This window comes from Rathayibacter sp. AY1C5 (assembly GCF_002931705.1).
Lineage (GTDB): Bacteria > Actinomycetota > Actinomycetes > Actinomycetales > Microbacteriaceae > Rathayibacter.
On record NZ_PSWD01000018.1, the window covers coordinates 14,240 to 37,727 of the forward strand.

Sequence of the window (23,488 nt, forward strand, 5' to 3'; positions counted from 1 at the left end):
ACTGCTCGACCCTGGCGCCGACCCCCGGGGAGGAGGGGTCGCGTCGGTCCTGCCGCGGATCAGGCGGGGCCCTCCTGAAGCCAGCGGCGGAAGGTCGCGACCGAGTCCTTGTTGGTGAACTCCGGTACGACGTGACCATTATCGAATTCGGCGCCGCTGTGGTAAGCGATCGTCGCCTCCCTGGCGACGGGGAGCGCCAGGCGACGCAGGCGTCCGCCGTGGAGCTCGGCGGGAGCGAGCTTGTCGGCCGTGCCGGCGCTGACGCGCAGACGCATGCCCTTCCACGCGTCCTGCGGCAGCCGGGCGGGGTTGGTCGCGCGCATCAGCGCCCGGTCTCCCCCGTACACGGCGAGAACGCGGTTCGACGGACTGGTATCGCGCGCCGCGAGGTCCTCGACGTCGAAGACGCTGCTGGCGTGGTACGCCCCGTAGATGTTCGGCACCATCTTCTTCGCGTAGGCCCAGCACATCATCGCTCCGCCGCCGGAGTTCGAGCGGAGGAAGCTCGCGCGGACGTCCCAGAGGTTCTGCACCCAGGCTGTGGCGGCCGTCTGCACGGCGAGCGCCGTGGGGTTGGTGTAGTTGCTCGGACCGCCGAAGTCCGGACAGATGCTGACGAAGCCCAGGTCGACGAGTGGATCGGCCGAGTACCTGTAGGCGAAGTAGAGCGACGTGTAGTCGCTGCCGCTGGCGTGGTAGAACCAGGCGACCGGCACCGAGGAGCCTGATTTCGGCTTCGCCGAGTGCGGGACGAAGAGGCGGGTGGAGTCGCCGCCGATCTTCACATCGATGATCTCGTAAGGCTTCCTGCCGTTCTTCGAGAACGCGGTGTCGAGGCGCGAGACCTCGCCCGGAAGCTTCGGGATCACGCTGTAGTTCGGCGCGGCGAGCGCCGGGGTCGCTACGAGAGCGGAGGCGGTCGCGGCGGCTCCGACAGCGGAGGCGGCGAGCAGGAGGCGGCGCGAGAGGCCGCGCGGGGTGTCAGTCATATCGAGAATCCTTCGGAGCTTTCGCCATCAGTGTCGAGTCGGCCGACCATTCCGAATTCGACGCACATGAAGTGGCGTCCGGCCCCCCAACCCATTCGAGAGTGTACGGGCCGCGGATGACGCGTGGATGTCGTTCTCATCACGTCTGGTCGCTCGGGCGGGGATCAGCGGGAGGAGGGGAAGAGACGGCGGGAGAGGCCCGAGGACTTCTCGGCCGTCTCGTGCACCACGAAGGGCACGGCGGAATCGGCGGAGACGACCCGCCTCGCCGCGGCGAGTTCGAGCGTCTCGCGGGAGAGGCCCTCGATGTCGACGGTGACCGCGAGGCCGGAGTCGGCCAGGCGGGTGGCGATCTGCACCTGGTGGTCGTCGACGTGCTCGCCGAACGAGGCGCGGCGCGGAACCAGGATCGGCACCCGGCCCTGCTCGATGGCGCTGAGCGCGGTGCCCACTCCCCCGTGCGCGATGACGACGTCGGCCGCCTTCATCGCGGCGTTGAGCTCGTCGTGCGGCACGGAGTGGCGGCCGTCGATCCCGAGCCCGGAGACGTCGTTCGCTCCGGTCTGCCAGAGCACCTCCACGCCCTCGAGCAGCGGCGCGAGCGCGGCGAAGAAGCGGGGGAACGGGTAGCCGTCCTGCGTGCCGACCGAGACCACGGCGCGGCGGATCGGCTGCGGGACGACGTCCTCGACGCGGTAGGTGTCGAAGATCGAGCCGCCGAAGCTCCAGCGGTCGTCGGCCCAGGAGCGGTACTGGGTGTAGGTCGAGACGGCGGGGACCCGGGCGAGGATCCGACCGGTCATCGACGGGCCGAGCACGCGGGCGGCGCTCTCGATGTAGTGCGCGGGGATGCCGCGCGAGGCCGCGAGCGGCAGGAAGGAGAGGGCGGGGCTGGCGCCGGTGCTGAAGACGGCGTCGAAGGACCCGCGGGCCAGCAGGGAGCGGCCGATCATCGCGTTGCGGAGCACCGGCACCACGGCGCGGGGCGGCGGATCGGCGAGGTGGGTCACGCGCCGGTCGGCGAGGAGGGTGCGGCTGAGGGCGCTGTCGACGGTCGCCCAGTGCTGCTCCTCCGGGTCGACTCCGAGGAGCCCCGAGAGGGCGAACATCTCCTTGAGATGCCCGCCGCCGGAGCAGACGAAGAGATACGAAGCCATACGCGCCTTCACTGGTGATGATCGAGATAACAGGCGTGTGGATGATCGATCGTCCGCCGAGAACGACCCCCGGTCCCTGGTGCAGAAGTCGCCCGATCATAGCAGGGAGGGTCTCCGAGGGGCACTTCTCTGAGAGAACTGTTCACCTCGCCGGAAGGCGATAGGGGCTCATTCGACAGGCGATATCCGCTCACTTCTCCGGAGGGTGGAAAGCGATATCCGCTCGACTCGGGGATGACCGGGAACGTCGCTCGGCACCCCGATAGCGGACCGGCCGATTCCCGTCGATCACCTGCACCGCACGGGCCGCGCGCGTAGCGTCGGACCACCGGCGCAGAGGCCGGTCGACCCAGGAGGAGCGCCATGAGCGACAACGAGCAGAACAGCCCCGTGATGGACGGAGCCGAGGACGCCAGCAACGACGAGAAGCTCGGCGGCCTGATCGACCAGGTCGAGCACGACCACGGAGCCGAGGGCGCCGGCGCGATGGCCGACGCGCTCCGCGACCGCGCCGACGAGACCGACACCGAGATCACCGAGGAGTCGGACGCGTCCGGCCCGGTCGAGGACAGCGGCACCGCCCAGGTCTGAGCGACGGGGCCCGGAGGACGACTCCGGGCCCCGATCCCTGATCGCTGGGGAGAGCGGTGGGCCCTCCGGATCGCTCGTCAGAGCGGCCCGGCGAGCGCCGCCCGATGTGCACCGGAGCGGCCCGATGAGCGCCGCCCCACCCCCAAAGCCCTGTTTGACGGTGCGGGAGCCGCCGGTCATCATGGCCGCATGTCCTCTCTCGACGAGCTGCGCGCCACCGCGCATCCGATCCGCCTCCGCCTGCTGTCCCTGGTGACGGGAGCGGCGATGAGCGCCGCGGAGGCCGCCCGCGAGCTGCAGCTGTCGCAGGCGACGGCGAGCTACCACTTCCGCGTGCTGGAGCGCGCCGGGCTCGTGGCCGTCGTCGAGACCGTGCGCCTGCGGGGCGGCGAGGCGAAGAGGTACCGGCACGAGGCCTCCGGAAGGCCCTTCGACGTGACCGCGTCAGTGGACGCCGGGCCGGAGGAGGAGCGGGACCTGCACCTCGAGGCCCTGATCGAGGAGCTCCGGCGGCGCTCGTCGAGCCGGGCGGACGGTCCTCAGCTCTCGACGGACGCGGAGCTCTGGGTCGACCCCGAGGTCTGGCGGCGGGTGGTGCGGCACGTCGGGGAGGCGTCCGCGCTGCTGCACGCGGCGGCCCGGCCGCCGAGGACGCCCGGTACCTCGCCGGTGTCGATGACGACCGCCATGTTCCCGCTCCGCCGGCCGTGACCCGCGACGGGCGCGGGCCGCTGGCGCACGGTCCTCTCGCGCACGGCCCCTTCCGCTGGCTCCTCGCCGCCCGCACGACCGGGGTCCTCGGCAACGCCGTCGCTCCGATCGCCCTGGCCTTCGCCGTGCTGGACCTGACGGGCTCGCCGACGGACCTCGGACTCGTCGTCGCCGCGCGCTCCCTCGCCAACGTCGCCGTCCTGCTGCTCGGCGGCGTCCTCGCCGACCGGCTCCCCCGCTCCGTGATCCTCGTCGGCACCTCGCTCGCGGCGGCGGCCACTCAGGCCGCGGTCGCCGTGACGGTGATCACGGGGACAGCGACCGTCGCGGCCCTGGTCGTGCTCAGCGTGCTCAACGGCGCCGTCGCGGCGATGAGCCTGCCCGCCGCGGCCGCCCTCGTCCCCGAGACGGTGCCGGTCGGCGAGCTCCGCCCGGCCAACGCCCTGCTCCGCCTGGGCCTGAACGCCGGGAGCATCGTCGGCGCCTCGGGCGGGGCCGCGCTCGTCGCACTGGTGGGTCCCGGGTGGGGGCTGGCGGTCGACGCCGCGGGCTTCGCCCTGGCCGCGGTCCTCTACTCCCGTGTGCGGCTGCCGCGGACGGTCCGCTCGGGCCCGGGCGCCTCCGTCCTCGCCGACCTCCGCGAGGGGTGGCGGGAGTTCACGAGCCGGCGCTGGGTGTGGATCGTCGTGGCGCAGTTCACCGCCGTCAACGCCGCGTTCGTCGGCGCGACCACGGTCCTCGGCCCGGTCGTCGCCGACCGGTCCTTCGGCCGAGCGGCATGGGGACTCGTGATCGCCGCGCAGACCGTCGGCCTGGTGATCGGGGCCGTGATCGCGCTGCGCTGGCGGCCCCGCCGGGCGCTCGGGGCGGGCGTCGCCCTCATGGCGGTGACGGCCGTCCCGGTCGCCGCCCTCGGGATCCTCCCGGCGCTCCCCGCCCTCCTCCTCGCCTTCGCCCTCGGCGGAGTCGCGCTCGAGATCTTCGCCATCGCCTGGGACCAGTCGCTGCAGACCCACGTCCCCCGCGAGGCGCTCGCCCGGGTCTACTCCTACGACATGGTCGGCTCCTTCCTCGCCGTGCCGCTCGGGGAGGCGCTCGTGGGCCCGCTCGCCGACCTCGTCGGGCTCGACCGCACCCTGCTCGGCTGCGCCGCGGTCGTCCTCGTCGCCTCGCTCCTCGCGGCCTCCAGCAGGAGCGTCCGCGGGGTGGGCACGGACCGTCCGCGGCCGCAGACGCTCTAGCGCGTCCCGGGAGGCGCGGGTGAGGGGACGACCGGTCGGAGGTGTCGGAGAATCGCGGCCGCGACCGCCCCGGGGGCCTCGCGCTGCACGAAGTGGCCGACGCCGTCGAGCTCGATCAGCTCCCGGCCTGCGGAGAAGTACCGGCCGTTCGCCCGTGCGAGGGCGGGCGTCTCGCAGCCGTCGGCCGTCCCGAGGAGGAAGGTCGTCGGCGCGTCGAGGCGCGGCCAGGCGTCGAGGGCCTCCTGCGCGGCGCGGTACACGGCCCGGCCGGGCGCCTCCCCGGCGCCGTGCCGGTAGTAGTCGACGACGGTGTCGGCGAAGCCGCTGGTCGCCGTCGCCGCGAGGACCTCCTCCAGGGCCTCCGGCGGGAGGGAGCCCGGAGGCGACCACTCCCGCCAGGCCCAGCGGACGAGCTGCGCCGGGTCGCCCCGGAACGCCTCCGCTCCCGCGGCCGTGCAGAGCCAGTAGCGGTACCAGGCCGCGGCGGCGGCGTCGAGGACCTCGCCGCCGCTCAGCTCGCTCGACGGTCCGTACGCGGTGGCGAGGGTGACCAGTGCGCCGACCCGCTCGGGCGCGAGCGCCGCGACGGCGTGAGCGGTCCGTGCTCCCCAGTCGTGGCCGACGAGCACGACAGGCCCGAGGTCGAGCGCCTCGAGGAGATCGAGCAGGTCGGTGGCCAGCGCGGCCACCTGCCCGGACCGCGCCCCGGGGTCGACGACACGGGTCCGCCCGACCCCGCGCAGGACGGGGCGCACCACCCGGAGCCCGGGGGGGGAAGCAGCTCCAGGACGCCGTCCCAGGTGGCGGGGACGTCGGGGAAGCCGTGCACGAGCACGAGCGGAGTGCCGTCCTCCGGTCCCTCGTCGAGGTAGTGGACGTCGGTGAAGCGCGTGGACAGGACGCGCGCACCCGTCCCCTCCTGCTCCGGCCCGTCCGAACGGGAGTGCCGCGGCCCGCTCACGGGCGGTAGAGGGAGTCGACGGGGACCTCGCGGCTCGAGCCGTCCCGGGTGGTGATCGTGACCGTGCCGGCGGGCCCGGCGGCGAGACCGTCGGACGAGGGCCACCAGGCGGTCCAGGAGCCGCCCTCGAGGGTCGCGACGACCGGCTCGACACCGGCCTCGTTCAGCACCACCGATTCCACGTCCGCGCCCGCGAAGCCGACCGCGTAGATCAGAGCGGCGTCCCCCTCTCCGAAGGTTCCGGCCGAGCTGAGCTGGACGGCGTCCGCGGCGAGGGGGCCGACCGGTGCGGCGTCCGCCACCTCCCACATCCCCGCGCCGTTCCCGGCGCTGAGGCAGTAGTAGAGGGAGTCGTCGAAGCGGTAGATCATCGAGGCGGCGTCGCCGCGCGCGTCGAGGTGCGAGACCTCCGCCGGCCCGGCCTCGCCGTTGGGGCTCTGCAGGTTCGTCGCGCACCACTGCGTCGCCGACTGCCCGAGCTCGGAGCTCGGCAGGAGGCGCTCGGGGATCGCGGTCCAGGAGGCGAGCACCGCGCGGTTCAGCCCGACGGAGCCGGTGCCGGGGATGAGACCCGGGACCACGACGATCACCGCGGCTGCGGCGGCGGCGGCCAGGAGCACGGTCGCCGCGCCGGCGACGGCCCAGTCGCGGGGGCGGAAGAAACGGGGAGCGGACGCGTCCTCGCTGACCAGGATCTCGCCGAGGAGCGCGTCCCGACGTGCGGCCTCGGCAGCGGAGAGAGGGGTGCGGGGCTCGGCGTCGTGCGCGCGGAGCAGGTCGAGGAGCTGGTCGGTCATGAGAGGGTCCGTTCTGCCGTGCCGGAGAGGAGCGTGGAGTCGAGGGGGGCGAGCAGCGCCGCCAGCCGCCGCTTCGCGCGGGTGAGCCGCATCGCGTAGGCGGCCCGGGAGCAGCCGAGCACCTGCGCCGCCTCGGCCTGCGGGAGGTCCTCCCACACGTGGAGGGCCAGAGCCTCCTGCTCGGCGAGGGGCAGCCGCTTCCACGCGCTCGCCAGGTCGAGGCGGTCGCCGACCGACCGGTCGGCCTGCTCCTCCGGGGCGAGGGTCCCGATCCGCACGGCCAGCGCCTGCCGGCGGTTCTCGCCGCGGGCGGCGTTGAGGATCGCGTGCCGGGCCGTGCCGAACAGCCAGGGCCGCACGTTCTCCGGCAGGTCCTGCCGGCGACGCCAGGCGGCGAGGAAGGTCTCGCCGACGATGTCGTCGACCGTCGCGGCGGGAGCGCGGCGGCGGACGAAGCGGAGCAGGTCGTCGTAGTGGGCGCGGTACAGCTCGGAGAAGTCGTCTCGGGAGCGGATGCTCATGGTTCCCCTTTCGCGGAGTCACAGGTACATGTCCGGCTGCGGCGGCGCTGCAACATCCGTGTCGGCGGGAGTCCCGATGGGGCGGTGGCCGCGGCGTCGTGCGGCGCTCCGTGTCCGGGCAGGATCCACCGCGCCGGGGAGGTCCTGCAAGCGGCAGGCGGCGATCCGCGTCGACCGCACGCCGGAGAGGCGGGGCCCTCGGCGGGTGGCGGGCTGTCGGAGGGAGCAGCGGACGCGCGGTCATCCCCGAGGCGCACCGGACGCGACTCCCGGACGACGCACCGGACTCCTCCGGCCCGGGACTCTGGCAGAACGCGGCCGAGCCTCTGCTCCCGGCGCCCGTCCCGCCCCAGGAGACCCTCGTGAACCGCGCCCTCGCCCTCGCCGCCGCCTCAGCCCTCGTCGTCGCCGACGTCGTCGCCGCCGACCAGCGCGCCGCTGACGCCCGATGACCGGCTCCGGGAAGCCGGCCGGCGATCAGGCTCCGCTCCGCCTCGCGCTCGTGCACGTCGACTTCTGGTCGGCCGTGAAGCTCTCGTTCCTGCTCGGCCTCGCGATCGCGCTGCTCGGCCTCGTCGCCGTCCTGGTCGCCCATCCGCTGCTCGTGCACTCGGACCTCTTCACCCAGGCCGACACGCTCCTCGGGCAGGTCGTCGGCGATCAGGTCCACCTCGCCGCGATCCTCTCGCTGCCGAACGTGCTGGGCTTCGCGCTCGTCGGAGCCGTGCTGAACACCGTCGTCGCCACCGCCCTCGGCGGGGTGGGGGCGCTGATCTTCGGATCCGCAGCCGCCCTCGCGGGCGGGCTCCCGGTCGGCCTCGCCCGGCAGTGAGGGGCTCCGCTCCGACTAGGCCGCGAGCCCTCCCTCGGGAACCGGGGACGGACGGTCGTCACCGAGGAGCGGCGCCTGCTCGGGCTCGGCGGCGACGACCATGTCGCGCCCGGACGCGGGGGTGAGGAGCTCGCGCAGCCAGAGGCGGTTCACGGCGTGCAGACGGGGATGATCGAAGCGGTACTCCAGCACCGCGTTCGGCTGCACGAGGATCGCGTGCGAGCGCGGCTCCGACTCCTGCAGCGTCCTCCAGGTCAAGCGGAACGGCTGTCCCTGCTCCATCCGCGCGCGCACCGCGATCCGCACGTGCGCGAGCGTCCGGTCCTCGAACTCGATCCGGCACCGCCAGGCGCCGAAGATCAGCACTCCCACAGGGGCTCTCCTCATCGTGTCGGTCGAGCAGCCCGCAGAACGGCGGGGGCGGCGGGCGCGAGGCTCGCAGGGCCGGACCGCCATCGGACGGTCCGGTCGTGGGGACCGGAGTAGAGGTGGGTCCGAGGCTGGTCCCTTCCCGGAGGTGTGCGGACGGAGTGCGCTCCCGCGTCAGTCGGCGAAGATCGCGCCGACCGGCTCGCGCTTCTCGGCCTGGAAGCGGTCCTCGGCGCGGCCGAGAGCCCAGTAGGCCGAGAGCGAGAGCGCCCGGCGCTCCACGCCCCACTCGTCCTGCAGAAGGGCCCGCAGCTGCTTCATCGCGGTGCGCTCGCCGTGCGCGAAGACCTCGAGCACGCCCTCGGGCCTCGGCTCGGCCCGGACGGCCGCGACCAGCGCCCGGCCGGCCTCGAGACCGCCGCGGTGCAGCCAGCGCACCTCCACTCCGGCCGGAGCGGGAAGATCGAGCTCGTCGGCGGCCGAGTCCACCTCGATCAGGACCAGGCCGCGGGCGTGCGCGGACATCCCCTCGAGGGCCGAGGCGATCGCCGGCAGAGCGGAGTCGTCGCCGAGCAGCAGGTGCACGACCTCGGGGTCGGCGCTCGGCGACCAGGCGCCGCCGGGCGCGGAGAGAGCGATCCGGTCGCCGGGAGCCGCGGCGAGCGCCCACGGCCCCGCCACCCCTTCATCGCCGTGCACGACGAAGTCGACGGCGATCGAGCGCCGCTCGGGGTCGACCGAGCGGACGGTGTAGGTGCGGCGCACGGGCAGCTGCTCGGGGGCGACGCTGGCCCGGAGCGCATCGAGGTCGAAGGGCGGCTGGAGGTCGGAGCCGCGCGGCGGGAGCAGGAGCTTCACGTAGCGGTCGGTCGCGGCGAGGCGCTCGGGGTCGGACTCGGCGAGGAACGCGTCGAGCCCGTCGCCGCCGAGGTGCACGCGGACCAGGTGGCCGGTGAGGCGCTCGGTCCGCAGCACGGTGAGCACGTGCTGGCTGCGGGCACGGCGCGGGCGGTCGGGGGACGGGGCGGCGTCGGTCATCCGTCCAGCATGCCCGGTCGTGCTCGGTGCGGGCCGAGTGCGGGCCGCTCGCGGGCGGGCGGGCGCCGAGGGGTCACGAACGGTCGCTTCGGGAGGGAGGAAGGAGCCGTTCGTGACGCATCGGAGCAGGCCGAGGCGGGACCGGGACGTCGCGGCGGGGATCCGCGCGAGGCGGCGGCGCGGGCGCGCGTGCGGACGAGCGGGCGTCGAAGGGTCACGAACGGTCGCTTCGGGAGGGCGGAAGGAGCCGTTCGTGACGCATCGGAGCAGGCCGGGGCGAGGCCGGGGCATCGCGGCGGGGATCCGCGCGAGCCGGCGGCACGGGCGGGCGTACGGACGAGCGGGCACCGTGGGGTCACGAACGGTCGCTTCGGGAGGACGGAAGGAGCCGTTCGCGACGCATCGGAGCAGGCCGGGGCGAGGCCGGGGCATCGCGGCGGGGATCCGCGCGAGCCGGCGGCGCGGGTGGGCGCTGATCCGTCGCTCACGGCCCGCGGAGGAGCGCAGGACGGGCCGTCCGCGACGGATCGGAGCGGGCCGGGCGCGACTGGGCGCCGCATGCGGAGCGAGCGCGGGCCTGCCGGAGGGCGCCGGGCGTCGATCCGTCACGAACGGCCCGTGCGGGAGGACGGAACGGGCCGTCAGCGACGGATCGGAGCGGGCGGCCGGAGGCCGGGCCGGCGGAGGGGAGCGGACAGTAGCGCACGTCGGCGGAGCGGGCGGCGCCGCGGCCGACAGCCCGGCGCCCGCGGGCGGGGCGGGCGGCGCCGCGGCCAGCGGAGCGGAGCGGACAGCAGCGCACGTCGGCGGGGCGGGCGGCGCCGCGGCCGACGGCCCGGCGGACGGCCGGTGGCGCGAGGTGCGCTCGCGCGGGGCGCGGCGGCGGGGCCGCGCCTACTCTCGCGGGATGACTGCGACGGCTCCGCGACTCCGGCACGACCGACTGGTCGCCCCCGACGTGCTGCGCGGAGTGGCGGTGGCGGCCATGCTCGTCGCGCACGCGATGCCGCTCGTGCCGAGCGCCCGCACGGGGGTCGTCGGGTTCCTGGCGTGGAACGTCAACGATCTCGCGTCGCCGCTGTTCGCGCTGGTGATGGGGATGTCGGCGGCCCTGGTGCTCGCGCGGCCCGGTGCCTCGCCAGGGCGGGTGCTGCTGCGGAACGCGATCCGCAGCGCGGTGCTCGTGGCGCTCGGCGTCTGGCTCGAGACCTGGGGCAGCTGGATCGCGATCGTGCTGCAGTACCTCGGCGTCGTGCTCGTGCTCGGCACGCCGCTGCTCCTCCTCCGCTCCCGGACGATCGCCGCGCTGGCCGCCGTGATCGCGCTCGCCGCCGGGCCCGCGAACGCCGCGGTCGCCGCCGCCGCATCCGGCTCTCCGCTCGCCCTCTGGCTCTTCAGCGGGCCGAGCTACCGCGCGACCAACCTGCTCCCCTTCTTCCTCCTCGGAGCCCTGCTGCTGCGGCACGGCGCGCAACGCGACCGGCTGCTCGCGGTGCTCGTGGCGGTCGCGGTCGTCGCGTACCCGGTGCGGCCACTGGTCGCGCTCCTGCTCGGCGTGGAGTCGCCCTCCGGCAGCCTCCCGGACACCCTGCACGACCTCGGGCTCGTGCTCCTGGCCTACGTGGCGGTGGTGCTGCTGACCACGTCGCGCTCCACCGCGGTCCAGCGGCTGCTGGTGCCGCTCCGGGCGATCGGCACGCTCGCGCTCTCGGTCTACGTGCTGCAGGTGGCTCTCGTCGCGGCGCTCGCGCGGGCGGGCCTCGGCTACTCCGCCGACACTCCGCTCGCCGCTCTCGCCCTCGTGCTCGGGCTGTGCGCGGCCGCCGTGCTGTGGTGGCGGTTCCTCGGTGCGGGTCCCGTCGAGCGGCTGACGGCGCGGCTCACCGGGCTTGTGCCGCGCTGAGCCGCCCGGCCGCCGGCTGGGTCCGCGGCGAGGACCTGAGCCCGCTGCGGTCCGCGGCGAGCTCGCCTGAGCGCGCGTCGGACCGCGGCGAGCTCGCCTGAGCCCGCGTCGGACCGCGGCGACCCCGGCTGAGCCCCCGGCACCCGACGGCCCGCGCACGGGCCGCCGGGCGTCCACTCCCTCAGCGCGCGAGCGCCGACGCCTCCTTCGCGAGGGCCGGGCCGTGCGCCGCGAGCACCAGGTCCCGAACCGCGGTGGCCGGGAGCGACGCGGCTCCGGCCGGCAGCAGGTCCGCGTCCGAGGCCAGCACGAGCGGAGTGTCCGCCGACGAGGACGGCAGCCTCCCGTGCGTGCCGCGCACGAGCGACGCGTCCAGGGGCACCAGGTTCATCGCGTAGCGCAGCCCCAGGGCCTTCTTGGCCAGGTTGCCCGCCGCCTTCGCCTTCACCAGCGGGTCGGCCGGATCGAAGAAGAGCTCGGCCGGGTCGTAGCCGGGCTTGCGGTGGATGTCGACGCCGCGGGCGAAGTCGGGCGCGCGGTCGTCGTCGAGCCAGTAGTAGTAGGTGAACCACGCCCCCGGCCGGGCGACCACGACGAACTCGCCCGAGCGCTCGTGGTCGAGGCCGTAGCGGGCCTGCGCCTCCCGGTCGAGCACCTCGTCGACGCCGTCGAGCCCCTCGAGGATCGAGCGCACCCGCGGCAGGTCCGCCGCGTCCTGCACGTAGACGTGCGCGACCTGGTGGTCGGCGACGGCGAACGCGCGCGACGTCCACGGGTCCAGCTGCTCCCGGCCGTCCTGCACGTAGACCTCGAGCAGGCCCTCGCGGCGGAGCGCCCGGTTCACGTCGACCGGGGTGTCGGCGTCGGCGATCCCGTACTCGGCGACCACGATCACCGACGCGCCCAGCGCCTCCGCGTCGTCGAGCAGCGGAGCGAGCACCACGTCGAGCTCCGACGCGGCCCGGCGCGCCTCGGGCGAGTCCGGTCCGAAGCGCTGGAGGTCGTAGTCGAGGTGCGGCAGGTACGCCGTGGTCAGCTCGGGCGGGCCGGAGCCGTCGCCCGCCAGCACGTGCCGGGTCGCGTCGACCATCCACTGGGTCGAGCGGAGCGACGCGGTCGGCCCCCAGTACTGGAACAGCGGGAAGGCGCCGAAGCGCGAGACCAGCTCGTCGTGCAGCGCCGGCGGGCGCACGTACGCGTCCGGCGACTTGCGGCCGTCGGCGTGGTAGATCGGGCGCGGAGTGACGGTGACGTCGGTCGACGCCCCCATCGCGTACCACCAGCCGATGTTGGCCGCGCGGTACGGCTCCCCGCTCAGCCGGCGTGCGGTCTCCCAGACCTTCTCCCCCGTGACCAGGCGGTTGTGCTGGCGCCACAGGTGCACCTCGCCGAGGTCGCGGAAGTACCAGCCGTTGCCGACGATCCCGTGCTGCGCGGGCATCGTGCCGGTGAGCATGGTCGACTGCACGCTGCAGGTGACCGCGGGCAGGACCGTGTCCAGCGGCAGGCGCCCGCCCCCGCGGGCCAGCCGCGAGAGGCGGGGCATGTCGGCGAGCGCCGTCGAGGTCAGCCCGACCACGTCGAGCAGCAGCACGGGCCTCACAGCGCCGCCGCCTGCGGGAGGAGGGGCGCCAGCAGCGCCTCTCGGGAGGCGGGCGTGAGCAGGTGCGCGGCCGCCCAGGCGAGCTCGGCGCCGATGCCCGTCGAGAGGTCGCTCGGGGCGTCGGCGAGCACCGACCAGGTGTAGGTCTCGACGTCGAGGTGGATCTCGTCGTACGGCCAGGCGGCGTCGACCGCCGAGACCGCCTCCGCCAGGACGGCCGTGGTGGCCGAGAGCGGCGCCTCCGGCCGGTGGTGCAGCGGCACGTGGAAGTGCACGCGCCACGGGCCGGTGCCGGGGAGCGTGTCCAGCGCCTCGGGCAGATCGTCGACGCGGAGCACCCCGTCGATCCCGTTCTCGCGGGTCTGGTGCAGGTAGCGCTTCTCGACGAACGGGGTGAGCGCGGCGCGGCCCGAGGGGTCCTCCAGGTGGAGCGCGGCCGAGGCCTGCACCTTGACCACGCGCAGGCCCGCGTCGCGGATGCGGCGGACGGCCGAGACCGGGTCGGCGAAGGAGACGGCGAGGTGGCAGGTGTCGAGGCACACGCCCACGTACGCCGGGTCGACCACTCCGATCCGCGGGTGCAGCCAGTCGACGACGTCGTCCACGGTGTCGAGGATGCAGCCGGGCTCGGGCTCGATCGCCAGGCGGATCGCGTGGCCCGTGGAGCGGCGCAGGTCGCGCAGCTCCTCGACGAGCCGGGCGAGGTTCCGGCAGGCGGCCTCGTCCTGCTCCCGTCCCCAGCCCTCGCGCCAGCCCAGCGGCAGCGTCGAGATGCTGCCGTCGGCGCCGGCGGGCAGCAGGTCGGCCAGGATCCGCGCGCAGTCGATCGTGTACTGCAGGCGCTCCGGCGTGGTCCAGTCGGGGCGGTAGACGTCGAGCTTCACGACCTCGGCGTGGAACGCGGCGTACGGGAAGGCGTTGAGCGTGCGCACCTCCAGGCCGTTGCGCTGCAGGGCCGCGCGGAGGACGGCGCGGTCCTCGGCGCTGGCGACCAGGCGGGCCGCGAGGTCGCGCGGGATCCACAGGCCGACTCCGACCAGGGCGAGCCCGGCGGCCACGCGCACGGGTCCGGCGTAGACGTCGAGCTGGCGGACGACTCCGGCCAGGTCCTCGGCGGGATGGACGTTGGTGCAGTAGGAGAGGTGCATCACACGACCTCCGCCATGCGCGGGGCGCCCCGGAGCACGGAGTTGCCCTCGAAGGTGCGGCCGGCCGACTCCTGCACGTCGAAGCCCGCGACGGGCGAGAGGTCCAGGCGTCCGCTCTGCCCGTAGAACTCGACCGGGTTCTGCCAGAGCAGCCGGTCCACGTCGCCCGCGCTGAAGCCGGCGACGAGGAGGAGGCGGCCGGTCTTCGCGGTCGTGAGCGGGTCGGAGCGGCCCCAGTCGGCGGCGGAGTTGACCAGCACGCGGTCCAGCCCGATCCGCTCGACCAGCGTCACCAGGCGGGTCTCGTCCATCTTCGTGTCGGGGTAGATGGAGAAGCCCATCCAGCAGCCGGAGTCGCGGACCGCGTCGACGGTGACCTCGTTGAGGTGGTCGACGAGGACCCGCCCGGGCTCGAGACCCGAGTCGGCGACGACCTCGAGGGTCCGGCGGGTGCCCGACTCCTTGTCGCGGTGCGGGGTGTGCACCATCGCGGGGAGGCCGTGCTCGCCGGCGAGCTCGAGCTGCTGGCGGAAGACCTGGTCCTCCTCGGGGGTGAGCGAGTCGTAGCCGGTCTCGCCGACCGCGACGACGCCGTCCTTGGCGAGGTAGCGGTCGAGCTCGGGCAGGACGGCCCGGCAGCGCGGGTCGTTCGCCTCCTTCGGGTTGAGCCCGATGGTGCAGTGGTGGCGGATGCCGAACTGCGCGGCGCGGAAGCGCTCCCAGCCGATCAGGGCGTCGAAGTAGTCCGTGAACGAGCCGACGTTCGTGCGCGGCTGTCCGAGCCAGAAGGAGGGTTCGACGACCGCGCGGACGCCGGCGTCGAACATCGCCTGGTAGTCGTCGGTGGTGCGGGAGGTCATGTGGATGTGCGGGTCGAAGATGCGCATCGTCGCGCCTTTCTCATCGGTGGTGGTGCCCCGCGGTCGGGGCGGCGTTCGGGGGCGGTCAGCTCGGCAGGAGCACCGCCAGATCGTCCGGGAGCGGGCGCCCGGCCGCGCGGCGCTCGTCCGCGAAGCGGCCGGCCATCGCGCGCAGCTCGGCGTCGCTGCGCTCCTCCAGCCCGGCGACCGCTGCGAGCGGGACGCCGAGGAAGACGAGCTTGAGCACCCCGTGCCGCCAGGCGTGCGCGTCGAGGTGGCGGCGGGCGAAGGAGCCCATCGCCGCGGCGACGAGCCGGGTGTCGTTGGCGCGCAGGGCGTCGGCGGTCAGCTCGAGGCCGGCGAGGGTCGTAGCCGGTCCCGGGTCGCCGAGGGCGTTCAGCCCGGCCAGCACTCCGCGGCGCTCGGCGCCGTCCCCGCCGCGGTAGAGGCGGAGGAGGAGAGCGGCCAGGTCGTCGTCGCCGAGCGCCTGCGCGGCGGCCTGCACCAGGGCGGCGCGGGCCGCGTCGTCGTGCGTGCCGTGGACGAGGCCGTGCGGGTCCTCGGCGGGCCGGAGCGGCTCGCGTCCGGCCTCGCGGCCCGCGGCGGGGAAGAAGCGCTCGATCCGCGACGGGCGCTCGAGGACGGCGGAGCGGGCGGCCGCGGTCCACGGGTGCTCGGCGTGCGAGGAGGCGCCGCCGAGCGCCTCCTCCATCGCCGCGAGACTCGCCACGGCCAGGCGGGGCGCGTCGTGCGAGTGCCGGGGCAGCTCGACGGCGGCGATCCCGCGGTAGCCGATCTCGGCGAGGGTCGCGAAGGCGGCCGCGAGGTCGAGCGATCCGGTGCCGAGCTCGAGGTGCTCGTGCCGCTCCGGGAGCATGTCGTCGACCTGCACGTTCAGCAGCAGGTCCCCGGCGCTGCGGAGGGCTCCGACCACGCCGTCCGGCTCCACCACGACGCAGTGGCCGAGGTCGACCGTCAGCCCGACCGACTCCGGGTCGCCGAGCTCGCGGCGCAGCAGCAGCGCGTCGGCCACCGTCTCCACCAGCATCCCCGGCTCGGCCTCGACGGCCAGCCGCACGCCGTGGCGCTCGGCCGTCGCGACGACGCCGCGCATCCGCTCGACGAGAAGACGCCAGGCCGCGGCCGCATCCGCGCCCGCCGGCACGACCCCCGACCAGAGGGAGACGGCGTCGGCGCCCAGCAGCGCGGCGATCTCGATCGCGCGCTCGAGGAAGCGGACCCGGGGGCCGGCCTCCTCGTCGACCAGCGTGGGGCGGTGCTTCGCGAACGGGTCGAGCAGGTACCGCGCGCCCGTCTCGACGACCACGCGCAGGCCCAGCTCGTCGAGCCGCGACCGGAGCGCCAGCGTCCGCTCGCGCCAGTCGGCTGCGAAGGGATCGAGGTGCGGGTGCCCGAGGGTGAGCGCGACGGCGCGGTACCCCGCGGCGTGGATCACCGTGAGCGCGTCGTCGAGGGTGTGGTCGGCGAAGCCGTTGGTGCCGTAGCCGAGGACGGGTCCGGTGGCGCTCATGTGATGTCCGCCGTCCGCGGGCGGCGGAGCAGGAGGGAGCCGAGCGCGTCGAGCGCGAGCAGCGCCGCCCCCAGCTCGGGACGCTTCAGACCGGCGAGCGCGGCCTGCAGCGGGATCATCCCGGTGATGCCCGCGCGGGTCGCCGTCCGCGCGGCCGCGGCCGTCGGCGTCCGCACGGCCTGCAGCTGCGCGGTGAGCACGAGCAGGAGCCAGCGCCCGAGGCCCGCGGCGACGACCGCGGCGGGGGCGGCCCGGCGCTCGGCCAGAGCGCCGGCCGCGGTGGACAGCGCGATCGCCGCGGTGCCGGCCGAGACCGCACCCGCCGCGACCGGGGTGGTGCCGTGCACCTCGCCGCGCGAGAGCACGGTGACGCCGAGCGTGTGCGCGGCCACAGCGGCGGAGGCGGGGGCCGCCGCGCGCACGCCGTCGACGCCCGCGCCGAGCAGCACGTCGAGACCGCGGCAGGCCGCCATCACGACCGGGCCCAGCGGAGTCGGCTTCGCGAGCAGGTCGTACGACCAGATCCCGGCCGCGAGCGGCAGCGAGAGCGCGAGCGAGCGCCGCCCGTCCACGACGGCCGCCACGACGATCCCCGCCGCGGTCAGCGCGGCCGCCGTGCCCAGCGCCGCCGAGCGCCGGATGCGCCCCGAGGGGATCGGCCGCTCGGGCCGCTCCCGGGCGTCGAGCTCGGCGTCCGCGTAGTCGTTGAGCGCCATGCCCGCCGAGTAGAGCAGCGCCGAGGACAGCGGGAGCGCGACCGTGCGCGCTCCCACTCCGCGGCCCGCCCACGCTCCGCCCGCGACGGTGTCGCCGATCACGGTCAGCGCGGCCTTCGCGCGGACGAGCTCGAGGTAGTCGCGCAGCTCAGCCATCGCTCCGCGTCCCGCTCGTCACCGGGGTGCGGCGCTCGGCGACGAGCGCACCGGTGCGGGCGGACCAGGCCACCAGCTCCGCGGTCTGCTCGGCGAACCCGTGCACGTCGCTGCCCCACGGGTCCTTGAAGAAGAAGCCGAGCTCGCCGACCGGGCCCGAGACGCCGGCCTCGTCCGCGAGCGCCAGCAGGCGGGCGAGGTCGAGGATCAGCGGCGCCGCGAGGGCCGAGTCGTACGCCGACCAGATCGTCTGCACCGTGATCCGCGAGCCGAGGAAGCCCTCCGCGTGCACGTGGTCCCAGGCGGTCTTGACGTCGCCGAGGTCCGGGACGTTGTCGATGTGGAGCGGAGTGACGACGTCGTCGCCGAGGAGGCTGCGGAGTCCGCGGTTCTTCGAGACGAGCTTCGAGCGCACCGCCTCCGGGTCGGCGAGGGTCTGCCCGTCGCCGCCGCCGAGGAGGTTCGCGCCCGCCCACGAGAGCACGCGCATCCCGCGCGCCGTGAACATCGGCGCGAGCACGCTGCGGAGCAGGGTCTCCCCCGTCTTGCCGTCCTGGCCGGCGATCGGGATCCCGGCCTCGGCGGCCCACTCCTCCAGGGCCGGCAGAGCCAGCGCGGTCGAGGGAGTGAAGCAGGCGTAGGCCGCGCCCGCGACGACGGCCGAGAGGGCGGCGATCGAGCTCGGCGGCAGGAGGCGCTCGCCCGGACGCGCCAGGGCGGCGCGCAGAGCGGCGAGGTCGTGGAACTCGGGACGGTCGTCCGGCAGCACCTCGGTCGAGGCGACGTCGATCACGACGACCCGGGCGAGGCCGTGGCGCTCGCGGAAGGCGACGATGTCGGCGGCCCGGCGGTCGATCTCCTCCTTCTGCGACGCGGCGTCGGCGGGGGCGAGGCGGATCTCGGCGTCGGTCGCGTCGATCCGGTCGGCCACCTCGGCGACGACCGAGGTCGGGAACATGCCGCCGGCCGCGAGGCCCGTGGCCTTCTCGAGCAGCGGGGTCGGCGAGACGTCGTGGCCGCCGATGACGATGTCGGCGAACCCGGCGAGCGGGACGTCCTCGAAGGCGGGGGTCGCGGTGGCGCAGCCCAAGCTGGGCGCGGCTCCGGCGGCGATGGCGTGCAGGCCCACGGCGGCCGTGGTGGCGACGCTGCCCCGGGCCCCGATCAGCCAGAGGCCGATGCGCCCGCTCGATCGGGGGGCGCCTGTGGTGGTGGTGTCGGACGAGGTCATCGTTCTCTCCTGTCTGGAAGGGCTGGCTGAGCGGCGATCGTCGGGGCGCACCCGGGCGATCGGAGTGGGGAGGGGCCTCGGCCGGGCGCGCGTCGCGCCTCCGGCCGGCCGTGTTGCGCAGGAACCGCACGCAGGGCCCGCCGAGATTGCGCGACCGTGCGTCGACTGGTTTCCTCAGGTGTGCTGTCCCCCGAACCCGTCCTCCGGGCCGAGAGAAGGAGCTGAGCGTGGCCGAGCGCGCGGGTACCGCGACCGGCGACATGCTGAGGCTGTTCGCCGACGGTCGGCCGCGCACCCGCGCCGAGCTGGTCGAGGAGACGGGCCTCGCGCGGACCGCGGTGATGACGCGCCTGGAGCAGTTCTTCGAGCTCGGACTGATCGCGCACCTCGACCGCGCTCCGTCGACCGGCGGCCGTCCGTCCGCGCGCCTCGTCTTCGACCCGGCCGTCCGCTCGCTCCTGGCCATCGACCTGGGCGCGGCGCACTCGACCATCGCGCTGACCGACTTCGACGGCCGCATCATCGCCGAGCGCCGCGAGGAGCTCGACATCGCGCAGGGCCCCGTGGCGGTGCTCGGGCACGCGCTCGACGTCTGCGACGGGATCCTCGCCGCGGCCGGGGTCGACCGCTCCGCCCTCGCGGGCATCGGGGTCGGCGTGCCCGGCCCGGTGGAGCACGCGAGCGGCCGCCCGGTGCGCCCGCCGATCATGCCCGGCTGGGACGGCTTCGACATCCCCGCCTTCGTGCGCCGGCGCTACGACACCACGGTGCTCGTCGACAACGACGTGAACCTGCTGGCGCTCGGTGAGCGGGCCTCGCGCTTCCCGCACGCCCTCGACCTGATGTTCGTGAAGGTCGGCACCGGCATCGGCGCGGGCATCGTCTCCTCCGGGCTGCTCCAGCGCGGAGCCCTCGGCTCCGCCGGTGATCTCGGCCACGTCCAGGTGCCGCGCACGGCCCCGGCCGCGGCGGGAGGTCAGGAGGGGGACCTCGAGGCGGTCGCGGGCGGCTCCGCTCTGGCCGCCGGGCTCGCCCGGGCGGGCCGCGACGTGCAGTCGGTGCGCGAGCTGATCGACCTGCTGAAGGCGCGCGATCCCGAGGCCGTCGAGGCGGCGCGGATCGCGGGACTGCAGCTCGGCGAGGTGCTGGCCACCTGCGTGAGCCTGCTGAACCCCTCCGTCATCGTGCTGGGCGGCGCGGTCGCCCTCGCCAGCCCGGAGATCCTGACGGCCGTGCGCTCGGTGATCGACGAGCGCTCCCTCCCCCTCGCGACGCAGCGGCTCGACGTGGTGACCGCCGAGCTGGGCGGCAGCGGGGGCGTGCGCGGTGCCGCGCTGATGCTGCGCGGGCACCTGCTCAGCCCCGCCGTGGTGGACGGCTTCCTCGAGCAGCTGCGCGCCGAGGGGCGGGCGGTCCGCTAGAGCGGCGGCCGCGCGGCCGGAGGCGGTGGGCCGCGCCGGCGCGATCCCCCGCGGACCGCGTCGGCCGCACCCGGTCAGGAGCGGACCTCCGCGCGGTCGGCGTCCTCCGGCTGGGCGCCGAGTGCGGCGGCGACGGCGGCGTCGATGCGCGCCTGCTCCCCCGCGGCCCGGCGGCGGCGGCGGACGACGGTCAGCACGATGAGCCCGATGAGCAGGGCGAGGAGGAGCACGGCGCTCCACGGCACGGCCGCGGCCGAGGTCTCGGCGGTGGCGACCGGCACGTCGGGAACGACGACGGCGGAGTCGGCCTGGGAGGCCTGGTCGGCGGTGACGACCGTGCCCGAGAGCGCGGCGCGGGCGGTCGCGACGAAGAGCGGCCAGACTCCGGCGACGGTCACGGTGCGCGAGACCGAGGTTCCGGGGAGGAGCTCGGGCAGCGGCTCCGGGTCGGTCGCGGACACCGGCGCGAGGCCGAAGAGGCCGGCGACGCTGATCTCGGCGCCCGGCGCGATGCGGGTGTTCCCCGCGTTGGTCACGGTGTAGTCGACGGTCGCGGAGCCGGGGGCGAAGGGGTTCCAGCCGCCCTCGTACGAGACGGCGAGGCCGTCGATCGACAGGCGCGGGGCGAGCTCGCCGCCGACGCGGAGGTACATGCGCGAGCCCAGGCGCCGGTCGACCGAGACTCCGGTCTCGCCCTGCACCAGGATCGAGGACACGACGCCCGCGGCGTAGTCGCCCGGGGTCACGTCGTCGGGGACGACGACCTCGAACGGGACCTGCACGCTCTCGCCGGCGGGCACGGTGACCTCGGGCTCGGGGAACGCGATCCAGCTGCCCAGCTGCGTCGAGGGCTCCGCGGCGGGGAGCAGGTCGAGCTGGCCGGCCTCGGTGATGAAGCCGTCGGAGCCGTAGACGCGGAACGTCTGCTCCTCGTCGTCGTAGTTGGAGACGATCAGGGCGTCGCTGAGGCGTCCGCCGGGATCGAGGGCGTACGCGTAGTTCGGCCGCTCGCTGCCCTGCTCGGTGTCGGCGGGGCGCACCCCCCAGGTGACCGGCGTGGAGGCGGGGTCCGCCTCCTGGGCACCCGCCTGAGCCGAGAGGCCGCCGGCTGCGAGGAGCGTCATCAGCAGCAGGGCGGCGGTGGTGCGGGAGGTGCGTGGCATGAGCGACATCGATCAGGCTTCCGTTGCAAGGGGGGATGCCTCCCCGCGGGACGCCGCTCCGGTACGCGGCACGCCGAGCGGGGCGTACCGGAGTGGCGTCTCGCGGGGAGACGGGGGGAGGGTGGGGCGGCCCGGAGGCCGCCCCACCGGTGCTAGCCGAGCGCGGTGAGCGTCAGCGTCGCGGTGTAGGTGCCGGTTCCGACCGAGAGCGGGAGCTTCAGGTCGAGGTCGGCGCCCAGGACCGAGGATCCGGTCGGGTGCTGCGCCGCGGCGGAGCCGAGGACGCGGGGCGTGGCGAGGCCGTTGCCCGAGTCGAACCCGGAGGGGACGGCTGCGCCCGCGACGGCACCGCCGGTGTTCTCCAGGACCTCGGGGGTCCAGCCGAGGTGCTTGCCCGAGAACGTCTTCTCGCCGGAGCGGAAGTCGCTCAGCTGGCCGGTGACCGACCAGGCCGGGCCGTTGAGGCGGGTGTCGGTCACGCGGACCGGCACGAGCTCACCGGAGGCGGCGAAGTGGTCGCCCTGCTCCTCGGCGACGCCGAGGTTCACCAGGTTGCTGGTGCCCTCGAGCGTCCAGGTCAGCTCGCCCTTGTTGGCCTCGGGGACGATGACGGCCACGGCCTGGTCGCCGGCCGCCGCAGCGCCCGCCGCCGTTCCCGTGAAGGTGCCGTCGACTCCGGCGGCGGTGTTGCCCGCGCCGAAGTTGACCGCCGGCGCGTTGTCGGCGAGCGCGATGCGCCCGCCGACCGTCGAGCCCGCGAGCTGGACGTTGCCGGAGTTGCCCGAGAGCGTGAGGTTCCCGCCCACCGTGTTGCCGAGGGCCGAGGCCGAGCCGTCCTCGTTCGCGCCCAGGAGGACGCCGCGCGAGGAGCCGGTGACGGCGAGCGAGCCGCCGACGATGGCGCCCTGCACGTTCACGCCGAAGTCGCTGCCGGCGAAGGTGGCGTCGCCGCCGACACTGGTGCGGTCGACGTCGACGTAGTTCGCCGCGTCGGTGCTGACCGAGCCGTCGACCGAGAGGTCGCTGAACTCGACGTCGATCCCGCCGGCCTCGACCATGCCGCCGACCGTGAGGTCGCGCAGGTAGAGGAAGCCGTTGCGGCTGCCGTCCGAGAACGACACGACGTCTCCGCCGACGCTGGTGCCGTCGATCGAGATGCCGTACGCGTCGGTGCCGATGACGTCGCCGCCGATGGTCGCCGAGGTGGCGTCCAGCCAGGCGTCGTCGCCGACGATGACGTTGCCGGTGACGGTCACGTTGCCGAGCACGCAGGTCTGGCCCGCGCCGACGTTGAGGTCTCCGGTGATCGTCTGGTTCCCGAGCTCGGTGGTGCAGTCCGTCGTCGCCGCGAAGGCGGACGGTGCGGCGACCATCGCGAGGGAGGCGGCCGCGAGGACCGCCGTGGGCGTCTTCCACTTCATGGGGGTTCTCCTCGGTGCGCTCGTGCGCGTCGTGCTGGTGGTGGTGCTGTCGGTGCGGCGCGCGCGGCGCGGGGTGCGCTCAGCCACGGAGCGCAGCGATCGCGGAGTAGCTGCGGGAAGCGGCCTCGAGGGAGTTCCCCGTGCTCGGCGGCGTCGCCAGCGTGGGAGCGGTGTCCTGCTCCCAGACGCCGAAGCGCTGGCCGCGGTCGCGCAGCTCCGAGAGGAACGCCTGGTAGGGCAGGTTGCCCGCGCCGAACTCGACGATGTCGTAGCCGTTGGTGTTGGCGTTGTTCGTCTTGCCGTCCTTGAGGTGCAGGATCGGGTAGCGGCGCGGGTTGCGCTTGATGTAGTCGAGCGGCTCGAAGCCCGGGTAGAGCTTCTTGCCGACGTACGCCCAGTAGACGTCCATCTCGAGGTACACGTGACGCGGGTCGGTGTTGTCGTAGAAGAGGTCGTACAGGCGGGTCTTGGGGTCGTCCGTGGCGAACCCGAACTCACCGGCGTGGTTGTGCTGGTAGAGCTTCATGCCCGCGGCCGAGACCTGCTGGCCCCACTTGTTCCACTCCTCCGCCGCGGCGAGGTAGCCCGCCTTGGTGTTGACGTTGGTGGGCGCGTTGCCGGTGCCGAGGTGCGGCGTGCCGAGGATCTGCGCGATCTCGATCTGCTTGCCCAGCTCCGAGCGGAGGAGGTTGGTGCCGACGTGCGAGCCGACGGCGCGGAGGCCGTTGTCGTCGAGCAGCTGGCGGATCTGCTGCGGGGTGATCGCCCCGACGTTGCCCTGGGTGTACCCGGCGAACTCGATCTCGCTGTAGCCGATGCGGCCGAGCTCCTCGAAGACGGCCCGGAAGCCGAGCGACGAGACCTTGTCGCGGACGCTGAAGAGCTGGATGCCGATGCGGTTGATCGGGACCAGGCGCGTGGATCCGGACGAGGGCGCGGGGGCGGCCGTGGCGGGCGCCGCGAGGGCTCCCGCTCCGACGCCGACCGCGACGGTCGATGCGGCCAGGGCCGTCATCAGCGAGCGCCGGCTCATCGGCTTGGCCGTGATGGATGCGTGGTGGTGGTGCATCATTTCTCCTTCGAAATGGCAGATGGTGCAGGGGGTGGGGGGCCGGCCGGCCCGGTCGA

The 23,488-nt window shown here is 74.8% G+C and carries 22 protein-coding genes; 6 read left to right on the forward strand and 16 right to left on the reverse strand.

From position 1 onward, the window contains the following. Window positions 1-59: 59 nt before the first annotated feature. Both C5C57_RS12620 and C5C57_RS12625 read right to left on the reverse strand, forming a co-directional pair. Window positions 60-989: a S9 family peptidase gene (locus C5C57_RS12620; protein ID WP_104260671.1), complete on the reverse strand. Its 930-nt coding sequence runs from the start codon at window positions 987-989 to the stop codon at window positions 60-62. 164 nt (window positions 990-1,153) lie between these two features. Then, complete coding sequence (locus C5C57_RS12625) at window positions 1,154-2,146, reverse strand: glycosyltransferase (protein WP_104260670.1); 993 nt, start codon at window positions 2,144-2,146, stop codon at window positions 1,154-1,156. A 363-nt stretch (window positions 2,147-2,509) separates the two neighbouring features. Here C5C57_RS12625 and C5C57_RS12630 point away from each other — a divergent pair, with 363 nt between their 5' ends. The 3 genes from C5C57_RS12630 (at window position 2,510) to C5C57_RS12640 (ending at window position 4,689) form a co-directional block, all read left to right on the forward strand. Beyond that, window positions 2,510-2,737 (forward strand): hypothetical protein, encoded by a 228-nt coding sequence (locus C5C57_RS12630; RefSeq protein WP_104222474.1) that lies wholly within the window; start codon window positions 2,510-2,512, stop codon window positions 2,735-2,737. Between the two features lie 189 nt (window positions 2,738-2,926). After that, window positions 2,927-3,448, forward strand: coding sequence for a helix-turn-helix domain-containing protein (locus C5C57_RS12635; protein ID WP_104260669.1), 522 nt, complete (start codon window positions 2,927-2,929; stop codon window positions 3,446-3,448). Further along, window positions 3,445-4,689 (forward strand): MFS transporter, encoded by a 1,245-nt coding sequence (locus C5C57_RS12640; protein ID WP_258065665.1) that lies wholly within the window; start codon window positions 3,445-3,447, stop codon window positions 4,687-4,689. The genes C5C57_RS12635 and C5C57_RS12640 overlap by 4 nt, the downstream gene beginning before the upstream one ends. Here C5C57_RS12640 and C5C57_RS12645 read toward each other — a convergent pair. The 3 genes from C5C57_RS12645 to C5C57_RS12650 form a co-directional block, all read right to left on the reverse strand. Continuing rightward, window positions 4,686-5,489, reverse strand: coding sequence for an alpha/beta fold hydrolase (locus tag C5C57_RS12645; protein WP_258072021.1), 804 nt, complete (start codon window positions 5,487-5,489; stop codon window positions 4,686-4,688). The two genes, C5C57_RS12640 and C5C57_RS12645, sit on opposite strands and share 4 nt — an antisense overlap. A 157-nt stretch (window positions 5,490-5,646) precedes the next feature. After that, window positions 5,647-6,447 (reverse strand): hypothetical protein, encoded by an 801-nt coding sequence (locus tag C5C57_RS18160; RefSeq protein ID WP_181069203.1) that lies wholly within the window; start codon window positions 6,445-6,447, stop codon window positions 5,647-5,649. Beyond that, window positions 6,444-6,968, reverse strand: a complete 525-nt coding sequence (locus C5C57_RS12650) for an RNA polymerase sigma factor (protein WP_104297683.1) — start codon at window positions 6,966-6,968, stop codon at window positions 6,444-6,446. Before C5C57_RS12650 ends, C5C57_RS18160 begins: the two co-directional genes overlap by 4 nt. 448 nt (window positions 6,969-7,416) lie before the next feature. Between C5C57_RS12650 and C5C57_RS12655 the strand changes: the two genes are divergently transcribed. After that, a complete protein-coding gene (locus tag C5C57_RS12655) occupies window positions 7,417-7,800 on the forward strand; it encodes a DUF3566 domain-containing protein (RefSeq protein WP_104273268.1) in 384 nt (127 codons plus the stop codon). Window positions 7,801-7,815: 15 nt separating this feature from the next. Here C5C57_RS12655 and C5C57_RS12660 read toward each other — a convergent pair whose 3' ends face one another. Together C5C57_RS12660 and C5C57_RS12665 are read right to left on the reverse strand one after the other, a co-directional pair. Continuing rightward, window positions 7,816-8,172 (reverse strand): hypothetical protein, encoded by a 357-nt coding sequence (locus C5C57_RS12660; RefSeq protein WP_104297684.1) that lies wholly within the window; start codon window positions 8,170-8,172, stop codon window positions 7,816-7,818. Between the two features lie 171 nt (window positions 8,173-8,343). Continuing rightward, complete coding sequence (locus tag C5C57_RS12665; protein WP_104297685.1) at window positions 8,344-9,207, reverse strand: siderophore-interacting protein; 864 nt, start codon at window positions 9,205-9,207, stop codon at window positions 8,344-8,346. A gap of 907 nt (window positions 9,208-10,114) precedes the next feature. On the opposite strand from C5C57_RS12665, the gene C5C57_RS12670 reads away from it, so the two are divergent. Next, entirely contained in the window at window positions 10,115-11,110 is a 996-nt protein-coding gene (locus C5C57_RS12670) for a DUF418 domain-containing protein (RefSeq protein ID WP_104247659.1), read from the forward strand. Window positions 11,111-11,291: 181 nt separating this feature from the next. Here the strand turns inward: C5C57_RS12670 and C5C57_RS12675 are convergent, their stop codons facing one another. From C5C57_RS12675 to C5C57_RS12700, 6 genes are read right to left on the reverse strand one after another with little or no spacing between them, the layout of a single operon-like run. Continuing rightward, window positions 11,292-12,713, reverse strand: coding sequence for an alkaline phosphatase family protein (locus C5C57_RS12675; RefSeq protein WP_104273272.1), 1,422 nt, complete (start codon window positions 12,711-12,713; stop codon window positions 11,292-11,294). After that, the gene (gene eboE, locus C5C57_RS12680; RefSeq protein ID WP_104297691.1) at window positions 12,710-13,861 is read right to left on the reverse strand and encodes a metabolite traffic protein EboE; all 1,152 of its coding nucleotides are present in this window, start codon (window positions 13,859-13,861) and stop codon (window positions 12,710-12,712) included. The genes C5C57_RS12675 and eboE overlap by 4 nt, the downstream gene beginning before the upstream one ends. Continuing rightward, on the reverse strand, window positions 13,861-14,748 hold the full coding sequence (locus C5C57_RS12685) for a TatD family hydrolase (protein WP_104297686.1): 888 nt from the start codon (window positions 14,746-14,748) through the stop codon (window positions 13,861-13,863). The genes eboE and C5C57_RS12685 overlap by 1 nt, the downstream gene beginning before the upstream one ends. Window positions 14,749-14,806: 58 nt before the next feature. After that, window positions 14,807-16,252: an EboA domain-containing protein gene (locus tag C5C57_RS18515; RefSeq protein WP_104263224.1), complete on the reverse strand. Its 1,446-nt coding sequence runs from the start codon at window positions 16,250-16,252 to the stop codon at window positions 14,807-14,809. Then, window positions 16,249-17,124: an SCO3242 family prenyltransferase gene (locus C5C57_RS12695; RefSeq protein ID WP_219812291.1), complete on the reverse strand. Its 876-nt coding sequence runs from the start codon at window positions 17,122-17,124 to the stop codon at window positions 16,249-16,251. The genes C5C57_RS18515 and C5C57_RS12695 overlap by 4 nt, the downstream gene beginning before the upstream one ends. Next, window positions 17,117-18,355: an inositol-3-phosphate synthase gene (locus C5C57_RS12700; RefSeq protein WP_104297687.1), complete on the reverse strand. Its 1,239-nt coding sequence runs from the start codon at window positions 18,353-18,355 to the stop codon at window positions 17,117-17,119. The genes C5C57_RS12695 and C5C57_RS12700 overlap by 8 nt, the downstream gene beginning before the upstream one ends. A gap of 227 nt (window positions 18,356-18,582) precedes the next feature. Here C5C57_RS12700 and C5C57_RS12705 point away from each other — a divergent pair, with 227 nt between their 5' ends. Beyond that, complete coding sequence (locus C5C57_RS12705; protein WP_244229502.1) at window positions 18,583-19,776, forward strand: ROK family protein; 1,194 nt, start codon at window positions 18,583-18,585, stop codon at window positions 19,774-19,776. Between the two features lie 74 nt (window positions 19,777-19,850). On the opposite strand, the gene C5C57_RS18165 is transcribed toward C5C57_RS12705, so the two are convergent. The 3 genes from C5C57_RS18165 to C5C57_RS12720 all read right to left on the reverse strand — a co-directional run bounded on the left by C5C57_RS18165 (window position 19,851) and on the right by C5C57_RS12720 (window position 23,429). Further along, entirely contained in the window at window positions 19,851-20,939 is a 1,089-nt protein-coding gene (locus C5C57_RS18165) for a hypothetical protein (protein ID WP_181069205.1), read from the reverse strand. Window positions 20,940-21,091: 152 nt separating this feature from the next. Further along, window positions 21,092-22,360 (reverse strand): hypothetical protein, encoded by a 1,269-nt coding sequence (locus C5C57_RS12715; protein ID WP_104226600.1) that lies wholly within the window; start codon window positions 22,358-22,360, stop codon window positions 21,092-21,094. Window positions 22,361-22,439: 79 nt separating this feature from the next. After that, window positions 22,440-23,429 (reverse strand): sugar phosphate isomerase/epimerase, encoded by a 990-nt coding sequence (locus C5C57_RS12720; RefSeq protein ID WP_219813837.1) that lies wholly within the window; start codon window positions 23,427-23,429, stop codon window positions 22,440-22,442. Between the last annotated feature and the right edge of the window lie 59 nt (window positions 23,430-23,488).